A 17,778-nucleotide genomic window follows, 5' to 3' on the forward strand; every position below is an offset into this window, starting at 1 on the left:
GACGCTGAGTGACTTTGTTTGCCGTGCGTCTACCCTATTGAACCGACCAACTAATTTTTTTGGAGTAAACCATTGTGGATCAAATGATCCCCGCATCTTTGGCTGAGCGCCGGCGTTGGGTGGTTGCACCCAATGAAACCGATCACCCACCGGGTGAGATGGTGCTTTACTGGATGCACAACGCCGTGCGGGGGCACGAGAATCCGGCTTTGGATGCTGCGATCTGGATGGCACACAAAACCGGATTGCCACTGTTGGTTTATCACGGGTTGTCCGAAAAATATCCCTACGCATCAGACAGACATCACGCGTACATCATGCAAGGGGCGCGTGACGTCCAGCGAGAATTGCACGCTCGAGGAGTTTCCTACGCGTTTCATCTGGAACGCCACGGGCATCGTGGTCCACACCTGAGGGACTTGTGCCGCCGGGCTGCCGTGTTAGTCAGTGAGGAAATGCCCGTTGCACCAATATCATGTTGGGTTGAGCGTTTGCGCAGTTTGGTGACAACTCCGATCATGTTGGTCGACACGAGCTGCGTTGTGCCGTCTCAATTGATCGACAGCGTTCCAACGCGAGCTTTTGAGTTTCGAAGGTTGATTCAAAATGAGCTTGAGAGCCGACTGACTCGCTCTTATGAAGAATTGCCCGCCAACCTGGTGCCATCCAAGTTCACCGAACCGTTGGGGTTTGCCCCGATCGATTTGCAGGACGTGGACTTTGCTGACTTGATCAGCCAGTGCAAGATTGATCATTCGGTCGGCCCGGTCACCGATACGCCCGGTGGGACGCGGGCTGGGTACGCTCGCTGGGATCGCTTTCGAGAAAAATCTTTGAGCCAGTACTCCCGGCAACGCAACCATCCCGACGATCCGCTTGGTGTCAGCCGCCTGAGTGGTTACTTACACTACGGGATGATCAGTCCATTCCGCATCGCGCGGGAAGCCGCTGCGATGGGTGCAAGAAAGTACGTTGACGAACTGGTCGTATGGCGTGAAATGGTGTTCCGATTTTGCCTGGAGCATGTGGAAGACCTCGACACCATGGCCGTGTTGCCGAAATGGGCACGCGAGACGCTTGAGAAACATGCTGATGATCCTCGTGAAGAAGTTCTGGATTGGGAAACACTTGCACGAGGGAAGTCGTCGCAATCGTTGTGGAACTTGGCTCAGAAGAGTTTGCTGAGACACGGCGAGTTGCATCACAATCTGCGGATGACTTGGGGCAAAGCTTTTCTGGCAATGACATCGCAACCCTTTCAGGCACTCGCTCAGTGCATTGACTTGAATCATCGGTATGCGATCGATGGACGAAGCCCTGTCAGCTACAGCGGCATTCTGTGGTCCTTTGGTCAGTTCGATCGTCCTTCGGAACCTGAGCAACCGATTTATGGAAAGGTGCGTTCACGGCCCACTGATGAGCACAGCAAACGCATTGATCAGGCTCAGGTGGCCGAATGGATCAACCGTCCGATGGCAGCAAATTTGCCGCGAGTCGCGATTGTGGGAGCGGGGTTGGGCGGGCTGATGGCCGCACGCACTCTGCAGGATCACGGGTTGGACGTGCGGGTGTTTGAAAAGTCACGCGGTGTTGGCGGGCGAATGGCGACGCGACGCAGCGATTCGGGTGGCGGGTTTGACCACGGTGCCCAGTACTTCACCGTTCGCGACGATCGATTTGCAAGACACGTGAGGAGTTGGATTCAACAGGGGTTGGTTGAGCCCTGGCTTCAACCGATTGTAGAACTGCAACCGGGCGGGAAGGTGGTGGAAGAGAAGTGTGGAACACCCCGGTACGTGGGGGTGCCAGGAATGAACGCGATTGGCAAGCACTTGGCAGCCGACCTCGATGTTCAGTTGCAAACGACCGTTGTTTCGTTGAACCAAGCCGGAGAACGCTGGAAGCTGCAGGTCGAGAACGCTGGTGGTTCTTCCTCCAGTGATCAAGCAACGAGTGTTGAAAGCGGTGAATTCGATTGCGTGATTATGAACTGCCCGCCTGCCCAAGCAGCCTCGTTGTTGGCAGGACACTCGGATTTGGAAGCCACTGCCAAGCAGGTAGAGATGTTGCCGTGTTGGTCCGTGATGGTTCGCGGCGAGGGTTTGTCTGACCTTGGGTTTGTGGGCGCCTTTATCAACGAAGGTCCTCTGTCATGGATTGCACGCAACGACGCGAAGCCAGGTCGCGAACGAACCGACGAATCGGCCAGTTCGTGGGTGTTGCATGCCTCGACGGATTGGTCGCAGGAGCATCTGCAACGGCCGGCTGATTGGGTCGCGAAAGAATTGCTTGGTGCACTGGAGCAGGCGACGGGGCGACGTTTTCAGCGAGTGATCGAGAGCCAGGCTCATCGATGGCGATACGCAAATCCTGTGTCGCCGCTGGACCACGATTGTTTGTGGGACCGAACCACCGGATTGGGAGCCTGTGGTGATTGGTGTGGTGGGCCGCGAGTCGAAGGTGCCTTTCTGAGTGGGATGGCGATGGCGGGAGCGATCTTGCGGCACGCGACAATTGATCGAGCGGCTCCGGAGCGAGACGGTTTTGCTGGCGTTTCTACGCCGAAGCAAACAGTCGACGTGGTTTAGAAGGGACGGGTTCGGAAGCGGCAGGCCGTTCAACGAATCCCGACGCAACTGGTTCGCGTTCGATTTGACGCATCGTTTGCTCAAAGACGGCACGAGCTTCGCCGGAACAACTTGCGATCAATTCGCGAACTTCGTCTGGATCGGTGACTTCTGAGATCGGTGTGACACCAGTCGACGTTTGGCTGAGCACGAGCACCCGACGGCCGCATTTGACTAGCAGCAGTTTGGTTCGTGGATCGAGCATGATGTGCCCGAGAGGGCTGAGTGTGGCGGGCGAAAGCGGTTTGGATGCGGCGGAACCGCCACCGAACCGACGGCTAACCCAGACCAATCCACAGAACAACGCGAGTACGATTGCGAGGCTCGATCCAACCGTGACCAACGGAGCGATGGTTTTCGAACGCGAAGATTCACCGTCCGGGTTGAGTTCGAGTCCGGATGTTGGACTATCGGATGGCAATTGGTAGGCGGAGGATTCTTGTTCCTCCGCACGCATTGAGAGAGCGGGGAAACCACGCCCGACGACTTTGGGTGGTTCCGGTGAAGCGTTGTGCGTAGGAAGCGTGTCGCTGAGGTAGGTCTGATCCGCGACGGCGGTTTCGCCAAAGCAAACAATCGTTATCAAAGCCAACCACAGATGTCGATTCGTACCGGTGATGAAACGGATCATGAGGACGCTCCAACCAATTCAGTCACTCGCACGCAGAAATTGTCGTTCATTACCAAGACTTCGCCGCGGGCGATCAACCGGCCGTTGACGTAAATGTCGACTGGGTCACCGGCTAGCTTGTCGAGAGCAACGACGCTGCCGGCACGTAGACGCAAGACTTCCTCGAGTCGCATTTGCGTGCGTCCCAATTCGATGCGAAGATCCATTTCGACTTCGCCGAGGAGGTCGACATCGTGGGCGGCTTCACCAAGTGAGTTAGGCGAGAGATCGCCAAGAGCGAACGGTCGCGGCACATCGCGTTCGGTGGATTCCTTGTCGCCGGTTGCGGCGGCAAGGGACTGTGACGCTTCATTCAGCAACGCCTCAATATCATCCGTATTGAGTTGTTCGCTGGATTCCGTTTGGTTTTCCGTCTCGCTCACGATCGTGCACTCCGTGTCACTCCTCTCTTAGCTGGAAATCGTGAAACCCGACACCCAGCAGTAGATCTTCGTCCAGTAGATGGTTACATGTCGTCAAAATTCGACGCTGTAGCAAGCCCAATTGGTTTTCGGTGAGCTCGTTCAGTTCGCTGTTTCGGATCTTCATTCGGATTGCGTGGCGAAGACGGCCGTTTTTGGCTTCGAACTCTTTTTCCATTTTTTCGCGGTTTTTCTTGCGAATCAGCCCGTAAAGCTTCAATTCCACTTGGAAAGACCGTTCGGTTTCGATGGGGCTGAAGGTCTCACCGAACGCACCCAAATCAAATTCAATTTCTTGGTTTTCATCGGATTGTTCCTGTTCAGCCTTTTCGGCACCCTCTTGGACCGACTGGATCAGTTCCGCTTCAGCGAGAGCGCTGACCTGTTCTGCACTTGGGACAAGGAAGAAGAACATTCCTGTTTCGAGGACGACCACCATTCCCACGAATAGAACGATCAGACTGGTGTTGCTGCGAGGTTTTACCGGAGCATCTTCGAGTTCAGGTTTGTCGTCGGTTTTGTTTTCGTCGGCCATCGGATTGTCTTAAGCCTGAGGACTTTGGTCGTTGGAGTCGGAATCAGAGGTCCCTTTGGGGTCCTCCACTGTTTCATCGAGCAGGAACACTTCGACACGCGAGTCGTTGCCGAATTTGGTGATCGTCGCGTTGCGAGTGATTGGTTCGGTTGCTTCGGCTGAGGAGACTCGGAAGCGGTCCGAGGCGATCCCTTGCTTTGTAACCAAGTAGCGTTTGACGGCGGCGGCACGACGAATGGCCAGCAACATTGCCTCGTCGGTTCCAACGGTACGAGCGGCAAATTCCGCGGAAACGTGACCGCGGACTTCGATGCGTTGCGGTTTGCCACGAAGTTGTTGTGCCGTTTGTTCCAAAATGCGTTGGCTGGCGGGTGTCAGCAGATCGCTTCCGACTTCGAAGAACACAACGCTGCCCACCGCGGTCATGTGACCCGGTCGAACGATACGAACGTGGTGCTCTTCACCAATCGGGGCTTTTTCAGGCACTCCACCTCTGGCAGTGTCCTTTTTCTTAGCGCGACCGGTTGTCGAGAGCACGGAGAATTCCATCGAACGCGGTTTCGCATCGCCTGGTGCCAACGCATCGAGCGTGCGTTTGTAGCCAAACTGTTGCTGCATCGAATCGACGAGCGCTTGATAGGTTTCTTCTTCTTTGATCTCACTGAGCGAGACCAACATGATGAAGAACGTCAAAAGCAAACTCATCATGTCACCGAACGTGACAACCCATTCGGGAATGCCGATTTCTTCTGGTTCATCGTCCATTACTGCAGTTCCCTTTGTTTGGCTGGCAGATAGGTCTGCAATTTCTGGTCAATTGCTCGTGGACTTTCGCCAGACTGAATGGCCATGACGCCACGGATGGCGATTTCCATGCTGAGTTGTTCGTTGCGACTCATCAGTCCCAGTTTTTCAGCGAAGGGGCTGAAGAACACGTTGGCCACGATGGCTCCGTAAAGCGTCGTGATCAGTGCGACCGCCATACCGGCTCCAATCCCCGAAGGATCGGACATGTCTTGGAGCATCATGATCAGTCCCATCAGCGTCCCGATCATCCCGTACGCCGGAGCGAACCGCCCGAGTTGATCCATGATGGATTTGCCTTCGCGGTGACGCATCGCCATTCCAGCGACTTCGGTGCGAAGAACTTCTTCCACGATCTCGGGTGCCGTTCCGTCAACTGCCATTTGCAGGCCGGTCTTCACCAGTGAGTTATTGATCTCGCCGATCTTTGATTCCAACGCCAGCAATCCATCGCGGCGAGCGATCTCCGCGAGTTCGACGATTGATTTGATCAAAGCCAGACGATCTTCGCCTTTGTTCAAGATCACTTTCAATGCGATGATCGGGCTCTTCAGGATCGATCCCATTGGGAAGCAGATCAAGGCGGCCGCGAATGCACCACCAACCACCACCAATCCCGACGGGATGTCGATGAAGGCCGAGAAGGGTGCGTTGCCAAGCAGGATGGAGACGAGGATCAAGCCGATCGCGAAGATCAGACCGAGCAGACTGGCGATGTCCATTGGATTGGTTTCTTCGAACTAGGAAGTCGTGTGAGGGATGGAATCCGTTGGTGCTGACTGAAGCACGGCTGGCATCGGCGGCAAAAAATGTTTGCGTTGTTGGTAGGCGATGGATCGGTCGACGACCTCGTCCATCGTTTCTTTGACTGCCAGACGTTCGCCGTTGGTCAGCGTGACGAACGTGTCGCCGCGTCGTTCGACATATCGAATCAGTTCGGCGTTCAAGACGAAGGCTTCGCCGTCGAGTCGAGTGAGCTTGATCATGTTTGGCGTACCCCGCGGTTTCAGTGGACCGTTCGCTCCGGCGATTGTGCTCGCCGACCGAAAACCGTGCTGACAATCGAAATTGGTCTGCTGAAAGGTAGGTCACGTTTGTGGGCAAGCCACAACGACTGCTTGATTCTTGAGGTGTTTCCGCAACATGCCGGCGAAATCGGAAAAATCGATCCATTCCGCCCTTCGCAGTTCTGAGAATGACAACGGAGGCATCGCCAAATTGGTTTCTTCATTGGCCCAGCGCAGAAAAAACGCCGCGAAAGCAAACTACTTTCGCGGCGTTCGGAAGCTGTTGATGAGTTCGTGCGACTCAGATCACTTCTGGTGCAGGTCAGACGCTGGTGATGGCCGGCATCGGTTCGATTTGATACGCACGGTTGGTGAACAGGAACTCGATGATGTTGCCTTCGTGCGGTTGCAACCAATTCAGACGGTTGGTTGGCAGCGGGCCAATGTTCAGTCGATCGATGTCGACGCAGCGTGCAGCGTCTTGGATGAACTTCTCGTCCGAGGTGATCACTGTGCCAATCAGGCTGGTGCCGATTCGAGAAAGCATTTGATCCTGCGGGCACTCGACAACGCTGACAAACGGGAACATGTATTCCTTTGCCGCGACACCACGGTCAGGCGAATCGGCGTGGACGACCATCGGACGAAGGTAAGCACAGTGCTCGCGTTCGATCAGCTTTTCGCCATACTCAGCGGTCATGTCTGTCACGCCGCTCTCGGCCAAATCCTGTTGGACCATGGCATAGGTTCCGGTCGCCATGGCGGGGACCGTGAATGCGGCCAGTTGGGCATCCGGATCGCTTGGTGGACGAACATCGACCGGGCCGATTCTTTCTGCAATCGCCGCAGCGATTTCTCGGGTGTGGCGGCTGGCCCAAATACCGGAGCAGTTAATGCAGCTGCGGCCGGAATTGCTCAGCACGCTCTCTACCATGACATCTAAGAACATCTCCCAATCGTCGACGATGTCGTCGCCGAGCAAGATTTTGGAGAACCCGGGTCCGTGAGGTTGAACCTTTGGATTGCCCGCGTGCTGGGCGATTGTTTGGGCACTGCCGAAGATCATGCTGCGTGCACTCTTCGCCATAATGGCTCCACCTGCGTCGTGGCCGCCCGGGTACAAACCAAACGCCGCTGAGGGAACACCAGCCTCGATAAAGGCAGATACCATACGGTAGGGCGTCCAAGGCTCTTGCGAACCTGGCTTAAGTGCTAGCCCGATTTGCATTGGGATCGCAGGTAGCCAAAGCGTATGGACACCCGGCGAGTTGTTCGGAAGGATCGCACCTAGGATCGGTGTCTGAGCTTGGTAGCTGACAGTGACGCCGCGACCTTCTTCTCCGTAGCCTTTGGACAAAATCGATAAGTCCAAACCACGGGTCAGACAGTCGAGGATCTGTTCCATGTTGCTAAGAACGAAACTGTTCTTCGACATATTGGAACGACACATATGCTCGGGCAATCCGGTGCTGGCCGATTGTTGGTGAATAAAGTCATCAACGGATTGTTGCGAATCACCAACCGGCAGTGTCTCATTCTCGAACAGTTCGGCTGCCTTTCGGCACATCTGCAACAGTTCGTTGGTAGGAACCTCAAGTAGTGCTTCGCGGGCCTTGTGAGCCACGCGTAGATCGCGGCCGACGATGCCACCGCCCACTGTGCCAATGCGCGCGATTGGTTCGCCCGTGTCAAAGTGAACGACGTCGTTGAATTCGAGGGACTCGTATTGTTTGCCCCAACGAAGTGGATTCAGTGTGATCATGGAAGTCGAAATGAAATCAGAGGTGGAACGAAAGTGATGTCGAGGGGCCAAGCGGCATCGCGAATTAATAGACGCCGACAGTTGTTGCACTCGCCAGTTCGTGGAACGGACGCACGCCGCTGACCCCATCCCAGGGATAGGTTTCAAATGGTTGTTCGCGTTCACCTTCGTCGCGTTCCATGAATCCGGGAACAAAGAACTCATCCGTCAGCGTGTAAAGCTTCACACGCCCCGTCTCTCCGTAGCCGACTTTGGTGTTGTAGTCGTCAAACTGAACGACCTCAGTGACCGCACGGGGTTGCGGTGCGTAGTAACTGATCTTGTATCCATCCGCGGCAGTAATGGGCTTGCTGCAGGCAAGTCCCATTAAGGTGTTGCCGTAGGTGGGAGTCATGAACACGCCGCCTTCTTCAGGAGGTCCGCCGAGCATTTCTTCCACAGCGAATCGAGTCCACTGAGGGGTGAATTCCGTTCCGCCAGAGAATATCCCCTTGATTCCGACCTCGGCCAGCGAAGTTCCTTTCTCTTCGAGAGCTTCGCCAAGTGATTCCAGCAATTTAGGAGTCGCGAACATGCACTTTACATCGTGGCCAGCGGTCAAAATAGTGACAGCCTGATCAATGCAGTGTTTCTTGTACTCTTCCAGGTGGTCCATCCAACCTTTCTTGATCAGCTTCACTACCCAACGAGGGTCAAGGTCAATGCAGAAACAGATCCCACCTCGGTGCTGTGCTAGGTGTTCCACCGCCAAACGCAGACGACGTGGACCGCTGGGGCCGAGCATCAACCAATTGGAGCCTTTCGGAAAGTGTTCGTCTGGCAGGGTGTCGCTGAAGAGCTCGTAATCCTTCCAGTGGTCTTCGATCACCATCCGGCTTTTCGGGATACCCGTTGTGCCTCCGGTTTCAAAAACATACACGGGTTTGCCCGCGTGACCTTTGGGAACCCAGCGATTGATCGGCCCTCCGCGCAGCCATTCGTCCTCAAAGTGGGGGAATTTCTTTAGGTCATCGAACGACTTCACATCGGTGAGCGGGTCGAAGTTGAGTTCCGCCTTCTTTTCCAACCAGAACGGAGATCCCGTGTTGTCGCTGAAATGCCAATGAACGGTTTTCAGCGTGTGTTCATTGAGCTGATCGAGTGCCTTCGCCGCGGCGGCTTGGACTTCGGGATTGATTGGAGCGGGAGCACCTTCAACAAGACTCATAGGGTCCTCAGGTGGGAATGGGGCGAAAGGCGGGGACAGGAGTTTGGCGTTTTCAGCATTATGCCAGAAAGGGAAGCCGCCGACGATCGGCGCACGAAAAAAGGCCGCGGGTTGAGACGGTCCCGCGACCTTTTTTGAGTGAGTCCGAATCGAACGAATTCGATCAGGGAACGATTGGGCTGGCAGGTTGTGGTGGGAAGACGTTGTCGTTGTCGTCGTCATCCAGCGATGCTGCGATGATGCCCAACCCAGCGAGCGAAGCGATTCCGCCCAGTCCGCCGCCGAAGCCACCGCCTCCGCCGCCACCAAATCCACCGCCGTAGCTTCCGCCACCACCAGCGAATCCGCCGCCACCGATTGGGTTACCGAATGCGTCGACTGGGTTGCCGAAGGCATCCACAGCGGTTCCGAAGCCGTCGTCAACGATCATGCCGTCTTCGACAATGGTTTCTTCAACGACGATTGATTCGCCGATCACGACTTCGTTGCAAGCTTCGATTGCCATTGGCAATGGAGCAACTTGCATCGAGAATTGTGGGCAACAGCAGCAGCATGCGTCGTTGTTGTGTCCGAAGCCGACAAAGGTTTCACCGTTGTTGTTGATCAAAGCGGTTTCTGCATTGGCAGTTGCTTCATCAACCAATTCGAAACCAGCCATTCCCAATCCCGACAGGCCGATTGCCAAGATCGAGTATTCACCGGGATCAACACCAGCGAACTCGAAAGATCCATCGCGATTGCTGACAACTCGGTCAACCGTTTCGCCATCGTGGATCAGGAAGATGTTCAAGAGTCCGGCATCGCTGAGGCTGCGACCCTCGGCACCAGCCATGTGGATGCGGCCTTTCATGCCACCATTGGATTGTGCAACACGGAAGAGGTTCTCGCCAACAACTTGGCTAGAGATTCCCTTCAGGTCAGCATTTGCGATCGAAGTCAGACTGTCTTTGCCAGCTGGTGGCAAGTAGCGAATGATCGACGATTTAATGATCGAGTAGTCGATGCCAGCGGCAGCGATCTCGGCAGTCTTGGGATACATTTCCGAAGAAGCCATGTCATCGCTGACAACATGCATCGCACAGCACGCGAAAACACCATCTGCTCGAGCGGAGAGAGCGTACACGCCAGGTGCAACACCGGTGAAAGTGAAGTCGCCTTCTTCATTGCTCTTCGAACGCAGGGTTTTGCCCGATGCGTCTGTCAGAACGATGGTCGCGTCTGCAATCGTTTCTGAGGATCCGTCTGTCGAAGGAAGGATCAGACGACCGGTCAGTTCGCCGGCAACGGCTGGGTTAACCCATTGAGGAACCGTCAGGTGATCATTCAGTTTGACGTTGGAGTCTTGAGCGACGGCGATGGTCATCGTCATCACTAGCATGCCTGCGAAGGCAGCAAAGCGTTTCATGGTGTGTCTCTGGTTAGGGTGTCTCAATTGCCTAGAATTCAATTCTACTCTGAGTCGAAATGGAATCCGCGCTCAGAAGAACAACAGTTTTGTCCGAATCCCCCCAGAAGTCACGACAAAATCACCGAGAAAATCAGAAATGTGGGAGATTGGGTAAGTTGTGCGAACGAAGTGTAGGCAGGATGAGGGGCAAGGACAAGATTCGTTGTGTGAAAGATGCGTGAATTGCCTCAGCTCAACCCTTACAGCGTTTCTACGCAAAGCTCGCTCGAAAAGGGCGTGTTTTCAGAGTGCGCGACACTTCATCGACGCTCGTTTCTGTACCGCGAAATTCAGTTCGAAAAGCCGTTTCAGGGAACGTTTGTATACAACGGTTGGTGGTTCAGGCAGGTCATCACGATCAATGCGGTGCCCTGTTGGTTCAGAATCAGCTGGCTTCGTATTCACTCTCGCTTTCAGTTCGAATTGCCAGAGGAACTGACTCCGGCCGGCGATTTGTATTCCGCCGCAGAACTTAGCCAGACCGTCCATGGAGAGATTGAGTTCTCTCGAACCCTAGCGATTCGGCGTTTCCGGGTTTGGCTGGGCGAACAGGTCATTTACGACGAGATCCGCTGATCTTGAAAGTGTCCACTGCGGAACGCCGAGGTGAAACCGTTTGATCAGGCCGGTAGCGTGACGGCCGCACAGACTTCGCACCGGTTGCGGGCCAATTGACGGACTTCCAAACGCTCGACGCCCCAGGTTCGAATGAAGTTGCACCAGCGTTCCAGGTGAGTCGCGTTTTCGTATTCGCCCAATTTCATCGTGATCAGCAAACCGCGAAAACTCGTTTCGCGACTGTCCACCATGTTCCGGACTGTGCTGAGCGTTGCATCGGGCTTCACCGTTGAATCGACCAGCAACCACTTGGCTCCGCGAAAGACTCGGCGGGGCAGGTCACCGGCGCGGGCGGGGTAGTGAATGAATCGCGGATGGTCAGCGATTCGAGGATCCATGTCGGCTGGATCCACACCAATGACTTGCATGCCCAATTCCAAAAGGCGGCCGCAGGCTCCGCCGGGGGCACTGCCGACTTCGACGGCCAAATCGCCTGGCCGCATGTCAAAGCCACTCCATGCGATCGATTCGGCGGCTTTGAAGTACGCCCGAGAAATGGGTTCGTACGCGGGTTCGATCGGTTGGACTCCACCGGGCCAGCGCGTCGGCAGCGTCGTTGCTTCATGAGTTCCAAAGAACCACTGCGATGGATCAACCAAGACCACGTCCAAAATCCGTTGGCCGTTTTCAGCGATTTGATTGGGTCGCGCACAAGTCAGCCCAGGGCCGTTGGAAGCTGACCCATCGTGAAGAGCTGCCCAGATTTCATCCGCAACCGCGGCGGAAACTTCGTCGATGCCGGGTTCGAAATCGAAACGCCCGATTGCGGTGCGGTCTCGAGGCCATACATGCAGCTGATCAAACGGCACCGTTTCAGATGAGATGGCTTGCTGCAGTTTCTGAATCATCGCTGACGAGTGATCACTCTTGGCCGATCCCAGTGAACGGGCGGCGGTTCGAATGAAGACTCCGGTCGGCGGCCGTTTGTTTTGATCATGTTTGGCGGTGACAAAACCGGGACGCGAAAATGCGAGCCGCCATCCTTCGTTGGCAATTTGTTCTTTGACCAAAGTCTCGGCGCCGTGGGCGCAGCACATCATTGCAAAGGAACTTTGTTGGTTGGAGCTTTGCGTGTTTGGATCGGCGGTCAAAGGGAATCCGAAGCAGAGGAGGTTGGTCGAGAGGATTCGTTGTCGGACGACGCACGATTGTCATCCGGCTCGGACGATTTGGTTTGAGAGAGCGAGTTGTTTTCGAGGTGGGCGAGAACCAGTGCCAAGTCCGCCGGAGTGATTCCGCTGATTCGTTTGGCTTGGCCCAAGTTCAGCGGGCGAACCTTTGTCAGCTTTTCTTTTGCTTCATTGCGAAGCGGCCCTATCTTGTCGTAGTCAAACGAAACCGGGATCGACTTTTCAGCGTGTCGCGATTGCTTGTGAACTTCGGCTTGTTGCCGGTCGATGTAGCCCGCGTATTTAATGTCGATCGAACACTGTTCGGCTGCTTCACGTCCAATGCTTGCTAGCTCAGGGACTTGTTCAGCGATTACGTCCCAAGTCACCTCCGGCCGTCGCAGGTAGACGTCGCCGCGAACGGTGGGACCCGTTTCCGGTTGGAATTTGGCTTGCTTCAGTAGCTCGGTTCCACGTTCGATCTCGGCTAGCTTCTGGTGGAAACGTTCGCGTCGAGCGGCGTCGATCAGGCCCAGTTCATCGGCTTGAGAGGTCAACCGACGATCGGCGTTGTCCTGCCGCAGCAGCAACCGATACTCGGCTCGGCTGGTGAACATTCGGTAGGGTTCGTCAGTGCCGCTGGTCACCAAGTCGTCGACGAGCACGCCTATGTAAGCGTCTTGCCGAGAGGGTACCCACGGTGTTTGGGAAGCAGCCGTTCTCGCTGCGTTCAGGCCAGCGATCAAACCTTGTCCAGCCGCTTCTTCGTATCCGGTGGTGCCGTTGATTTGACCAGCAAAGAACAGCCCTGACACTGATTTGGATTCGAGGTGGGGCCACAACTGAGTTGGCGGGCAGTAGTCGTATTCGACCGCATAGCCGTAACGCATGATCGCGGCTTTTTCCAAACCAGGAATGCAGCGGAACATTGCGTCTTGAACGTCCCGTGGCAGGCTGGTTGAGATGCCGTTGACGTACACCTCGCAAGTTTGCCGGCCTTCCGGTTCCAAGAACAACTGGTGGCTGGACTTGTCGGCGAAGCGGACCACTTTGTCTTCGATCGATGGGCAGTAACGTGGGCCACGAGAATCAATTTGGCCGCTGTACATTGGGGCCCGATCCAAGTTCGCTCGAATCAGATCATGCACACGTTCGTTGGTGTGCGCGATGTGGCACGCCATCTGAGGCGAGCTGATCGCATCGTTGAGATAGCTGAATGGTTGCGGATCATCGTCACCGGGTTGCTCTTCCAGGCCCGAGTAATCGATCGTTCGAGCGTTGAGTCGTGGCGGCGTTCCGGTTTTGAATCGATCCAGCGTGAAACCCATTCGATTCAGCGCGCCGCTGAGTCCCGCCGTGGTTCCTTCTCCCGCGCGTCCTCCGGCGGATTGCGATTTGCCCGTGTGCATGATCGCTTGCAAGAACGTACCGGTCGTCAGGATCACCGTCGGTGCGTGGTAGACCGCATCCCCGCGAACTCGGACACCGACGACTCGCTGGTTGGCCAAGCGGTCTTGTCCATCGGCGATCGGTTCCGTGATCAGGTCCTCAACGGTTTCTTGCCGGAGGTCCAAATTGTCTTGGGTTTCGATCCGATACTTGATGAAGTTCTGGTAGGCCTTTTTGTCCGCTTGAGCACGCGGGCTGTGCATCGCGGGGCCTTTGCGGCGGTTAAGCATCCGAAATTGGATTCCGGTTGCGTCGATCGCTTCGCCCATCAAGCCGCCCAGTGCGTCGACTTCGCGAACGATTTGGCCTTTCGCCACACCGCCGATCGCTGGGTTGCAGGACATCTGTCCGACCGTATCCAGGTTGGTCGTCAGCAGAGCGGTTTTCGCACCCAGGCGTGCTGCAGCGGCGGCGGCTTCCGTTCCCGCGTGACCGGCTCCGATAACGACAACATCGTAGTCGTAGCGATTTTGAGGATTGTTAGCGGTCAATGGTTGAAGTCCACAGTCGGGAAACGCCGATGTTCGAAACACGGATTGTCAATGCGCGATGACGCTCGAGTTGACGCCAAACGAATTCACGCCAACCCAAATTTTGACCAAACCATGCGATTTGACCAGCACCAAAGTCGTTTGATTCGTCGCTCCACCGCGATTCGGCGGGCATTGGTTGCGGCAATGGTGACGGCAGGATTGGCCGGTGGCACGGTCGCGGATTCGCGTGCCACCTCGGCACAAGAAGTTGCCGATGTGATCATGAATTCGGACTCGTTCCAGATCCCGTTCAACATTGCGACAGCAGGAACAGCGCCCGTCGAGGTGCAATTGTACGTGGCGGTTCCCGCAAACCAACCCAATCCAGCCGATCAGACAGAAACATCTCGCGAGAACGGGTCGGCAACGCAACCGGGGCCATTGCCTCAGCAGAACCCGTACACCCAAGTCGGTGCCCGGACATCGGCGACAGCTGCACCTGGGCAATGGAAGTTGTTGGATCGCCAGCCACCGGACGCTCGGCAGTTTCACATCCGAGAATCCGGCGAAGGAACGTTCTGGTTCGCTACTCGTACGGTGGATGCCAATGGGCGGCCTTTCCCGCCGGGACCGATTGTTCCTGAGTTAAAGGTCGTGGTTGATACGCAAGGTCCGCAGATCGATTTGGAAGCGGATTCCGACGCCGATGGCCGTGTCGTTGCAAAGTTCACGATTCGCGATGCGACGGAAACTCGCCAGCTGACCGTTCACTACGTCACCGATACGACTCGTCGATGGCAAGTCGCCACGGTCGAACGAGAAGGAAACACGGGAAGGTTGCAACTGCATCCGAAGGACGATTGGAAGCAATTGTCGCTGCGTCTTCGTGCTCTCGATCAGGCTGGCAACGAGACCATCGTCAGCGAACTGGTTCAGAAACCGCGGGTCGCGTCCAAGCCCACCACGCGATTTGCATCGGGACCCAATGGATATGGTCCCTCGTTTGGGCATGGCATCTTCCAAGGGTTCGGCGATCTGCCGGGCCAGATGCCCGCTGGAGGCAGCGAGGCAGCTTCGCAAGGGCCTGAGATGTTGCCGTTGCCATCTGGGATGATGTTCGAGCCAGCTGGACCTGTTGCTGGGAATGCACCCGGTGAACAGCCCCATCAGTCGGCAATGGGAGCCGCACGAGGCATCGAAAGCATCGTAACGCCGGAAGCAGAATCGTTGCCCGCACCGTCGCGCCCGCAAACTCCAGCCGAAGCGATGCGACCGCTCGATGCACCCGCACCGCAAACGCAGGGGCCTTCACCAGCGATGGCGACGCCGCAATTGCCCGGCCCTCAAGCTCTGTCGCCTCCTATGCAAACGCCAGCCTCGCAAACGCCACCCGCACAGTCGCCGACGCTGGGAACGGCAAATGGATCTTCGCCGGCAGAACCTGAGACGCCGTTTCACGTGGGGCCGTCTCTGCCAGAGTCCATTCCCGCTCCGGCCGGTCTGAACACCAACGCGCCGTCGCAACTGAACGCTCCCGAGCCGACTCCGCCGGTCGACAAGATTCAGGATTCCAAAGAACCTGTGCAGTCGCCCTGGTCGCCTATCACTGGAGATCGCAAAAGTCGCGACCCATTGTCTCTCGGCCGTTCCACGGACACGCCCACCGAAATGCGATACGAGTCGCAACGGGCCAGTTCGGCGACGATGGAGCGTACGACACTGGATCCGCGTGAAACATTGGACTTGAAACGATTGGCGGAGCGTTCCGTGATCCGCCACAGCGACAGCAATCGATTCAGCTTGGATTTTGAGATCGAGGCGATCGGCGGTCGTGGCGTGGAAGCAATCGAGCTCTACGGAACCACGGACGGCGGTATCACTTGGAATCGTTGGGGAACTGACCCGGACAAGGCCAGTCCTTTTGATATCGAAACCAACGGCGAAGGAATCTTTGGGTTTCAGATCGTGGTCGTCGCAGCGAACGGTTTGACCAGCCCGTGCCCGCTGAGCGGCGATGCACCCGACATCGTGGTGGTGGTCGACCAGACCGAGCCCGAGGTGAGTATCACCGGAGCACGCTATGGCGAGGCCGACCGGGCCGGGTCGCTGGTGATCGCATATCGGTGCCAAGATCAATATTTGATGTCGCGTCCAATCACGCTTTCCTTTAGTGATACACCTGAAGGTCCTTGGACAACCATCGCCGCGGGTCTGCGAAACCTGGGCGACTACGTTTGGCCCGCGGACCCCCAATTGCCGCGCCAGATTTATTTGCGAATCGATGCAACGGACCAAGCCGGCAATGTCGGCAGTTACGTGCTTGATCAACCGGTGGACACTCGGGGGTTGGCCCCGCGAGCTCGCATTCGTGCGTTCCGATCCATTTCCAGTCGATAGTGGCGTTTCGCGTCGAACGCGTTGATCACGAATCCTGCTTTCCAACTGATTTTGATTATGTCTCTTGAGTCATCTTCTCCCATGCGGATTCTGCTCAGCCAAACGGGTGATCTGTCCGACTGCATTTTGACGCTGCCGGTCGCTTGTTCGCTGAAAGAGTATTTCCCCAATGCGCAAATCGCGATTGCCGTTGGTGTCGAAAAAGCGGACTTCTTGGAGCAGCATTCAGCGATCGATGAAGTCGTTGATTTGCCGATCCGCTGGAATCGATCGCCGCGAGGCATTCGCAGCGTGAAACAAAAACTGACTGCCCAAAATTTCGACGTAGCCATCGATTGCGACGAGTCGTTTGTGTCCGCACTTGTGTGTCAGTTGTCGGCCGCCGCACGCCGGATTGGCTGGGACACGATGCCGAGATTCGCACCAAGACGCCGACTGCTCAATGAGTTGGTGACACCTGTGTTTCACCATGTGGTCGATCGTCGGTTGGAGTTGCTCGCTCCGCTCGCGATCGATCGTCCGCAAGCCAGTTTTGACTGGCCAGTCGAATCAGCCGATCACCGTTGGGCAATGCGATATCGCCATCGCTGGGCCGGGCAAGATCTGGCAATCATGGATTCCGGAAGAGTTTCGTCTTCGGTCGGATGGATGTTTGATCGCTACGCCGCGACAGCTCGCTATTTGGCGGACCGGTTTCAAATGCACTCCATCGTGACTTGGCGTACATTCGAAGAACGATTGAAAGCAGAGCAGATCGTAGCGTGTGCCGGAGACGCCGCTTCGCTGGCACCCGACATGGCGCTATCATTGTCAGCAGCGCTCAGTCCATTGGCTCGAGTGGTGATCGCGGAGGACACACCGATGTTGCATGCTGCGGCCGCTGCGGGAGCCAAGGTGGTCGGTTTGTATGGTCCAACTGATGGAGCCGAGTCTCCTTCCGCACGCGGGCCATACCAACAACACGCGTTGGCGATCGAAATCAACTCCCGCGGTGGATCGCCACGAGGCGAAGCCATCAACCGGATCGGCGTCGAACACGTCTGCCAATGGATTGATCAACTTCAAACGCCCGCATTCGCCAGGGCGGCTTAGTCACGCGTGGCTACAATCGTCGGTGGATTCAACAGGGAGTCTCTGTTCGATGACATGCTTTCTCTCAGCGTCAACATGTATGCGGTATTGAAGTTTGCGTGACACTAAAACACCGATAAGCAGTCTGGGCCCCACCGTATCAGGCTATCGTTTTAAGCG

The 17,778-nt window shown here is 56.1% G+C and carries 15 protein-coding genes; 4 read left to right on the forward strand and 11 right to left on the reverse strand.

What is annotated here, in order from left to right:
- Window positions 1-74 precede the first annotated feature (74 nt).
- The gene (locus RE6C_RS19125) at window positions 75-2,588 is read left to right on the forward strand and encodes an FAD-dependent oxidoreductase (RefSeq protein ID WP_008659180.1); all 2,514 of its coding nucleotides are present in this window, start codon (window positions 75-77) and stop codon (window positions 2,586-2,588) included.
- Here the strand turns inward: RE6C_RS19125 and fliO are convergent.
- The 9 genes from fliO to RE6C_RS19170 all read right to left on the reverse strand — a co-directional run bounded on the left by fliO (window position 2,557) and on the right by RE6C_RS19170 (window position 10,439).
- Complete coding sequence (fliO, locus tag RE6C_RS19130; RefSeq protein ID WP_039962605.1) at window positions 2,557-3,258, reverse strand: flagellar biosynthetic protein FliO; 702 nt, start codon at window positions 3,256-3,258, stop codon at window positions 2,557-2,559. The genes RE6C_RS19125 and fliO overlap by 32 nt on opposite strands.
- Complete coding sequence (gene fliN / locus RE6C_RS19135) at window positions 3,255-3,680, reverse strand: flagellar motor switch protein FliN (protein WP_007326461.1); 426 nt, start codon at window positions 3,678-3,680, stop codon at window positions 3,255-3,257. The genes fliO and fliN overlap by 4 nt, the downstream gene beginning before the upstream one ends.
- A 16-nt stretch (window positions 3,681-3,696) precedes the next feature.
- Window positions 3,697-4,254, reverse strand: a complete 558-nt coding sequence (locus RE6C_RS19140) for a hypothetical protein (protein WP_008659181.1) — start codon at window positions 4,252-4,254, stop codon at window positions 3,697-3,699.
- A gap of 9 nt (window positions 4,255-4,263) precedes the next feature.
- The gene (locus RE6C_RS19145) at window positions 4,264-5,019 is read right to left on the reverse strand and encodes an OmpA/MotB family protein (protein WP_008659182.1); all 756 of its coding nucleotides are present in this window, start codon (window positions 5,017-5,019) and stop codon (window positions 4,264-4,266) included.
- Window positions 5,019-5,780, reverse strand: a complete 762-nt coding sequence (locus RE6C_RS19150) for a motility protein A (protein WP_007326458.1) — start codon at window positions 5,778-5,780, stop codon at window positions 5,019-5,021. Before RE6C_RS19150 ends, RE6C_RS19145 begins: the two co-directional genes overlap by 1 nt.
- 18 nt (window positions 5,781-5,798) lie before the next feature.
- Complete coding sequence (locus tag RE6C_RS19155; RefSeq protein ID WP_007326457.1) at window positions 5,799-6,044, reverse strand: flagellar FlbD family protein; 246 nt, start codon at window positions 6,042-6,044, stop codon at window positions 5,799-5,801.
- A gap of 343 nt (window positions 6,045-6,387) precedes the next feature.
- Window positions 6,388-7,827: an aldehyde dehydrogenase family protein gene (locus RE6C_RS19160; protein ID WP_008659184.1), complete on the reverse strand. Its 1,440-nt coding sequence runs from the start codon at window positions 7,825-7,827 to the stop codon at window positions 6,388-6,390.
- A 64-nt stretch (window positions 7,828-7,891) separates the two neighbouring features.
- Window positions 7,892-9,034 carry a phenylacetate--CoA ligase family protein gene (locus RE6C_RS19165; RefSeq protein WP_008659185.1) on the reverse strand — a complete coding sequence of 381 codons (1,143 nt, stop codon included), beginning with the start codon at window positions 9,032-9,034 and terminating at the stop codon, window positions 7,892-7,894.
- A 163-nt stretch (window positions 9,035-9,197) separates the two neighbouring features.
- On the reverse strand, window positions 9,198-10,439 hold the full coding sequence (locus tag RE6C_RS19170) for a carboxypeptidase-like regulatory domain-containing protein (protein ID WP_008659186.1): 1,242 nt from the start codon (window positions 10,437-10,439) through the stop codon (window positions 9,198-9,200).
- 216 nt (window positions 10,440-10,655) lie between these two features.
- Here RE6C_RS19170 and RE6C_RS19175 point away from each other — a divergent pair, with 216 nt between their 5' ends.
- A complete protein-coding gene (locus tag RE6C_RS19175; RefSeq protein ID WP_008659188.1) occupies window positions 10,656-11,057 on the forward strand; it encodes a hypothetical protein in 402 nt (133 codons plus the stop codon).
- Between the two features lie 44 nt (window positions 11,058-11,101).
- Here RE6C_RS19175 and RE6C_RS19180 read toward each other — a convergent pair whose 3' ends face one another.
- Together RE6C_RS19180 and mnmG are read right to left on the reverse strand one after the other, a co-directional pair.
- A complete protein-coding gene (locus tag RE6C_RS19180; RefSeq protein WP_008659190.1) occupies window positions 11,102-12,190 on the reverse strand; it encodes a class I SAM-dependent methyltransferase in 1,089 nt (362 codons plus the stop codon).
- Window positions 12,187-14,190, reverse strand: a complete 2,004-nt coding sequence (gene mnmG, locus RE6C_RS19185) for a tRNA uridine-5-carboxymethylaminomethyl(34) synthesis enzyme MnmG (RefSeq protein WP_008659191.1) — start codon at window positions 14,188-14,190, stop codon at window positions 12,187-12,189. Before mnmG ends, RE6C_RS19180 begins: the two co-directional genes overlap by 4 nt.
- Before the next feature lie 9 nt (window positions 14,191-14,199).
- Between mnmG and RE6C_RS19190 the strand changes: the two genes are divergently transcribed.
- Window positions 14,200-16,527 (forward strand): hypothetical protein, encoded by a 2,328-nt coding sequence (locus RE6C_RS19190; RefSeq protein WP_008659192.1) that lies wholly within the window; start codon window positions 14,200-14,202, stop codon window positions 16,525-16,527.
- A gap of 21 nt (window positions 16,528-16,548) precedes the next feature.
- Window positions 16,549-17,619, forward strand: a complete 1,071-nt coding sequence (locus RE6C_RS19195) for a glycosyltransferase family 9 protein (protein ID WP_008659195.1) — start codon at window positions 16,549-16,551, stop codon at window positions 17,617-17,619.
- Window positions 17,620-17,778: the final 159 nt, after the last annotated feature.

The sequence above is a fragment of the Rhodopirellula europaea 6C genome (genome assembly GCF_000338295.1).
GTDB classification, from domain to species: domain Bacteria; phylum Planctomycetota; class Planctomycetia; order Pirellulales; family Pirellulaceae; genus Rhodopirellula; species Rhodopirellula europaea.

Bases quoted from the DNA above. Each gene is read 5' to 3' on its own strand.
- RE6C_RS19155 (WP_007326457.1), bottom strand. From the start codon at position 6,044: ATGATCAAGCTCACTCGACTCGACGGCGAAGCCTTCGTCTTGAACGCC.
- RE6C_RS19170 (WP_008659186.1), bottom strand. From the start codon at position 10,439: ATGAAACGCTTTGCTGCCTTCGCAGGCATGCTAGTGATGACGATGACC.
- RE6C_RS19190 (WP_008659192.1), top strand. From the start codon at position 14,200: ATGCGCGATGACGCTCGAGTTGACGCCAAACGAATTCACGCCAACCCA.
- RE6C_RS19165 (WP_008659185.1), bottom strand. From the start codon at position 9,034: ATGAGTCTTGTTGAAGGTGCTCCCGCTCCAATCAATCCCGAAGTCCAA.
- RE6C_RS19175 (WP_008659188.1), top strand. From the start codon at position 10,656: ATGCGTGAATTGCCTCAGCTCAACCCTTACAGCGTTTCTACGCAAAGC.
- RE6C_RS19150 (WP_007326458.1), bottom strand. From the start codon at position 5,780: ATGGACATCGCCAGTCTGCTCGGTCTGATCTTCGCGATCGGCTTGATC.
- fliO (WP_039962605.1), bottom strand. From the start codon at position 3,258: ATGATCCGTTTCATCACCGGTACGAATCGACATCTGTGGTTGGCTTTG.
- RE6C_RS19145 (WP_008659182.1), bottom strand. From the start codon at position 5,019: ATGGACGATGAACCAGAAGAAATCGGCATTCCCGAATGGGTTGTCACG.
- RE6C_RS19140 (WP_008659181.1), bottom strand. From the start codon at position 4,254: ATGGCCGACGAAAACAAAACCGACGACAAACCTGAACTCGAAGATGCT.
- RE6C_RS19160 (WP_008659184.1), bottom strand. From the start codon at position 7,827: ATGATCACACTGAATCCACTTCGTTGGGGCAAACAATACGAGTCCCTC.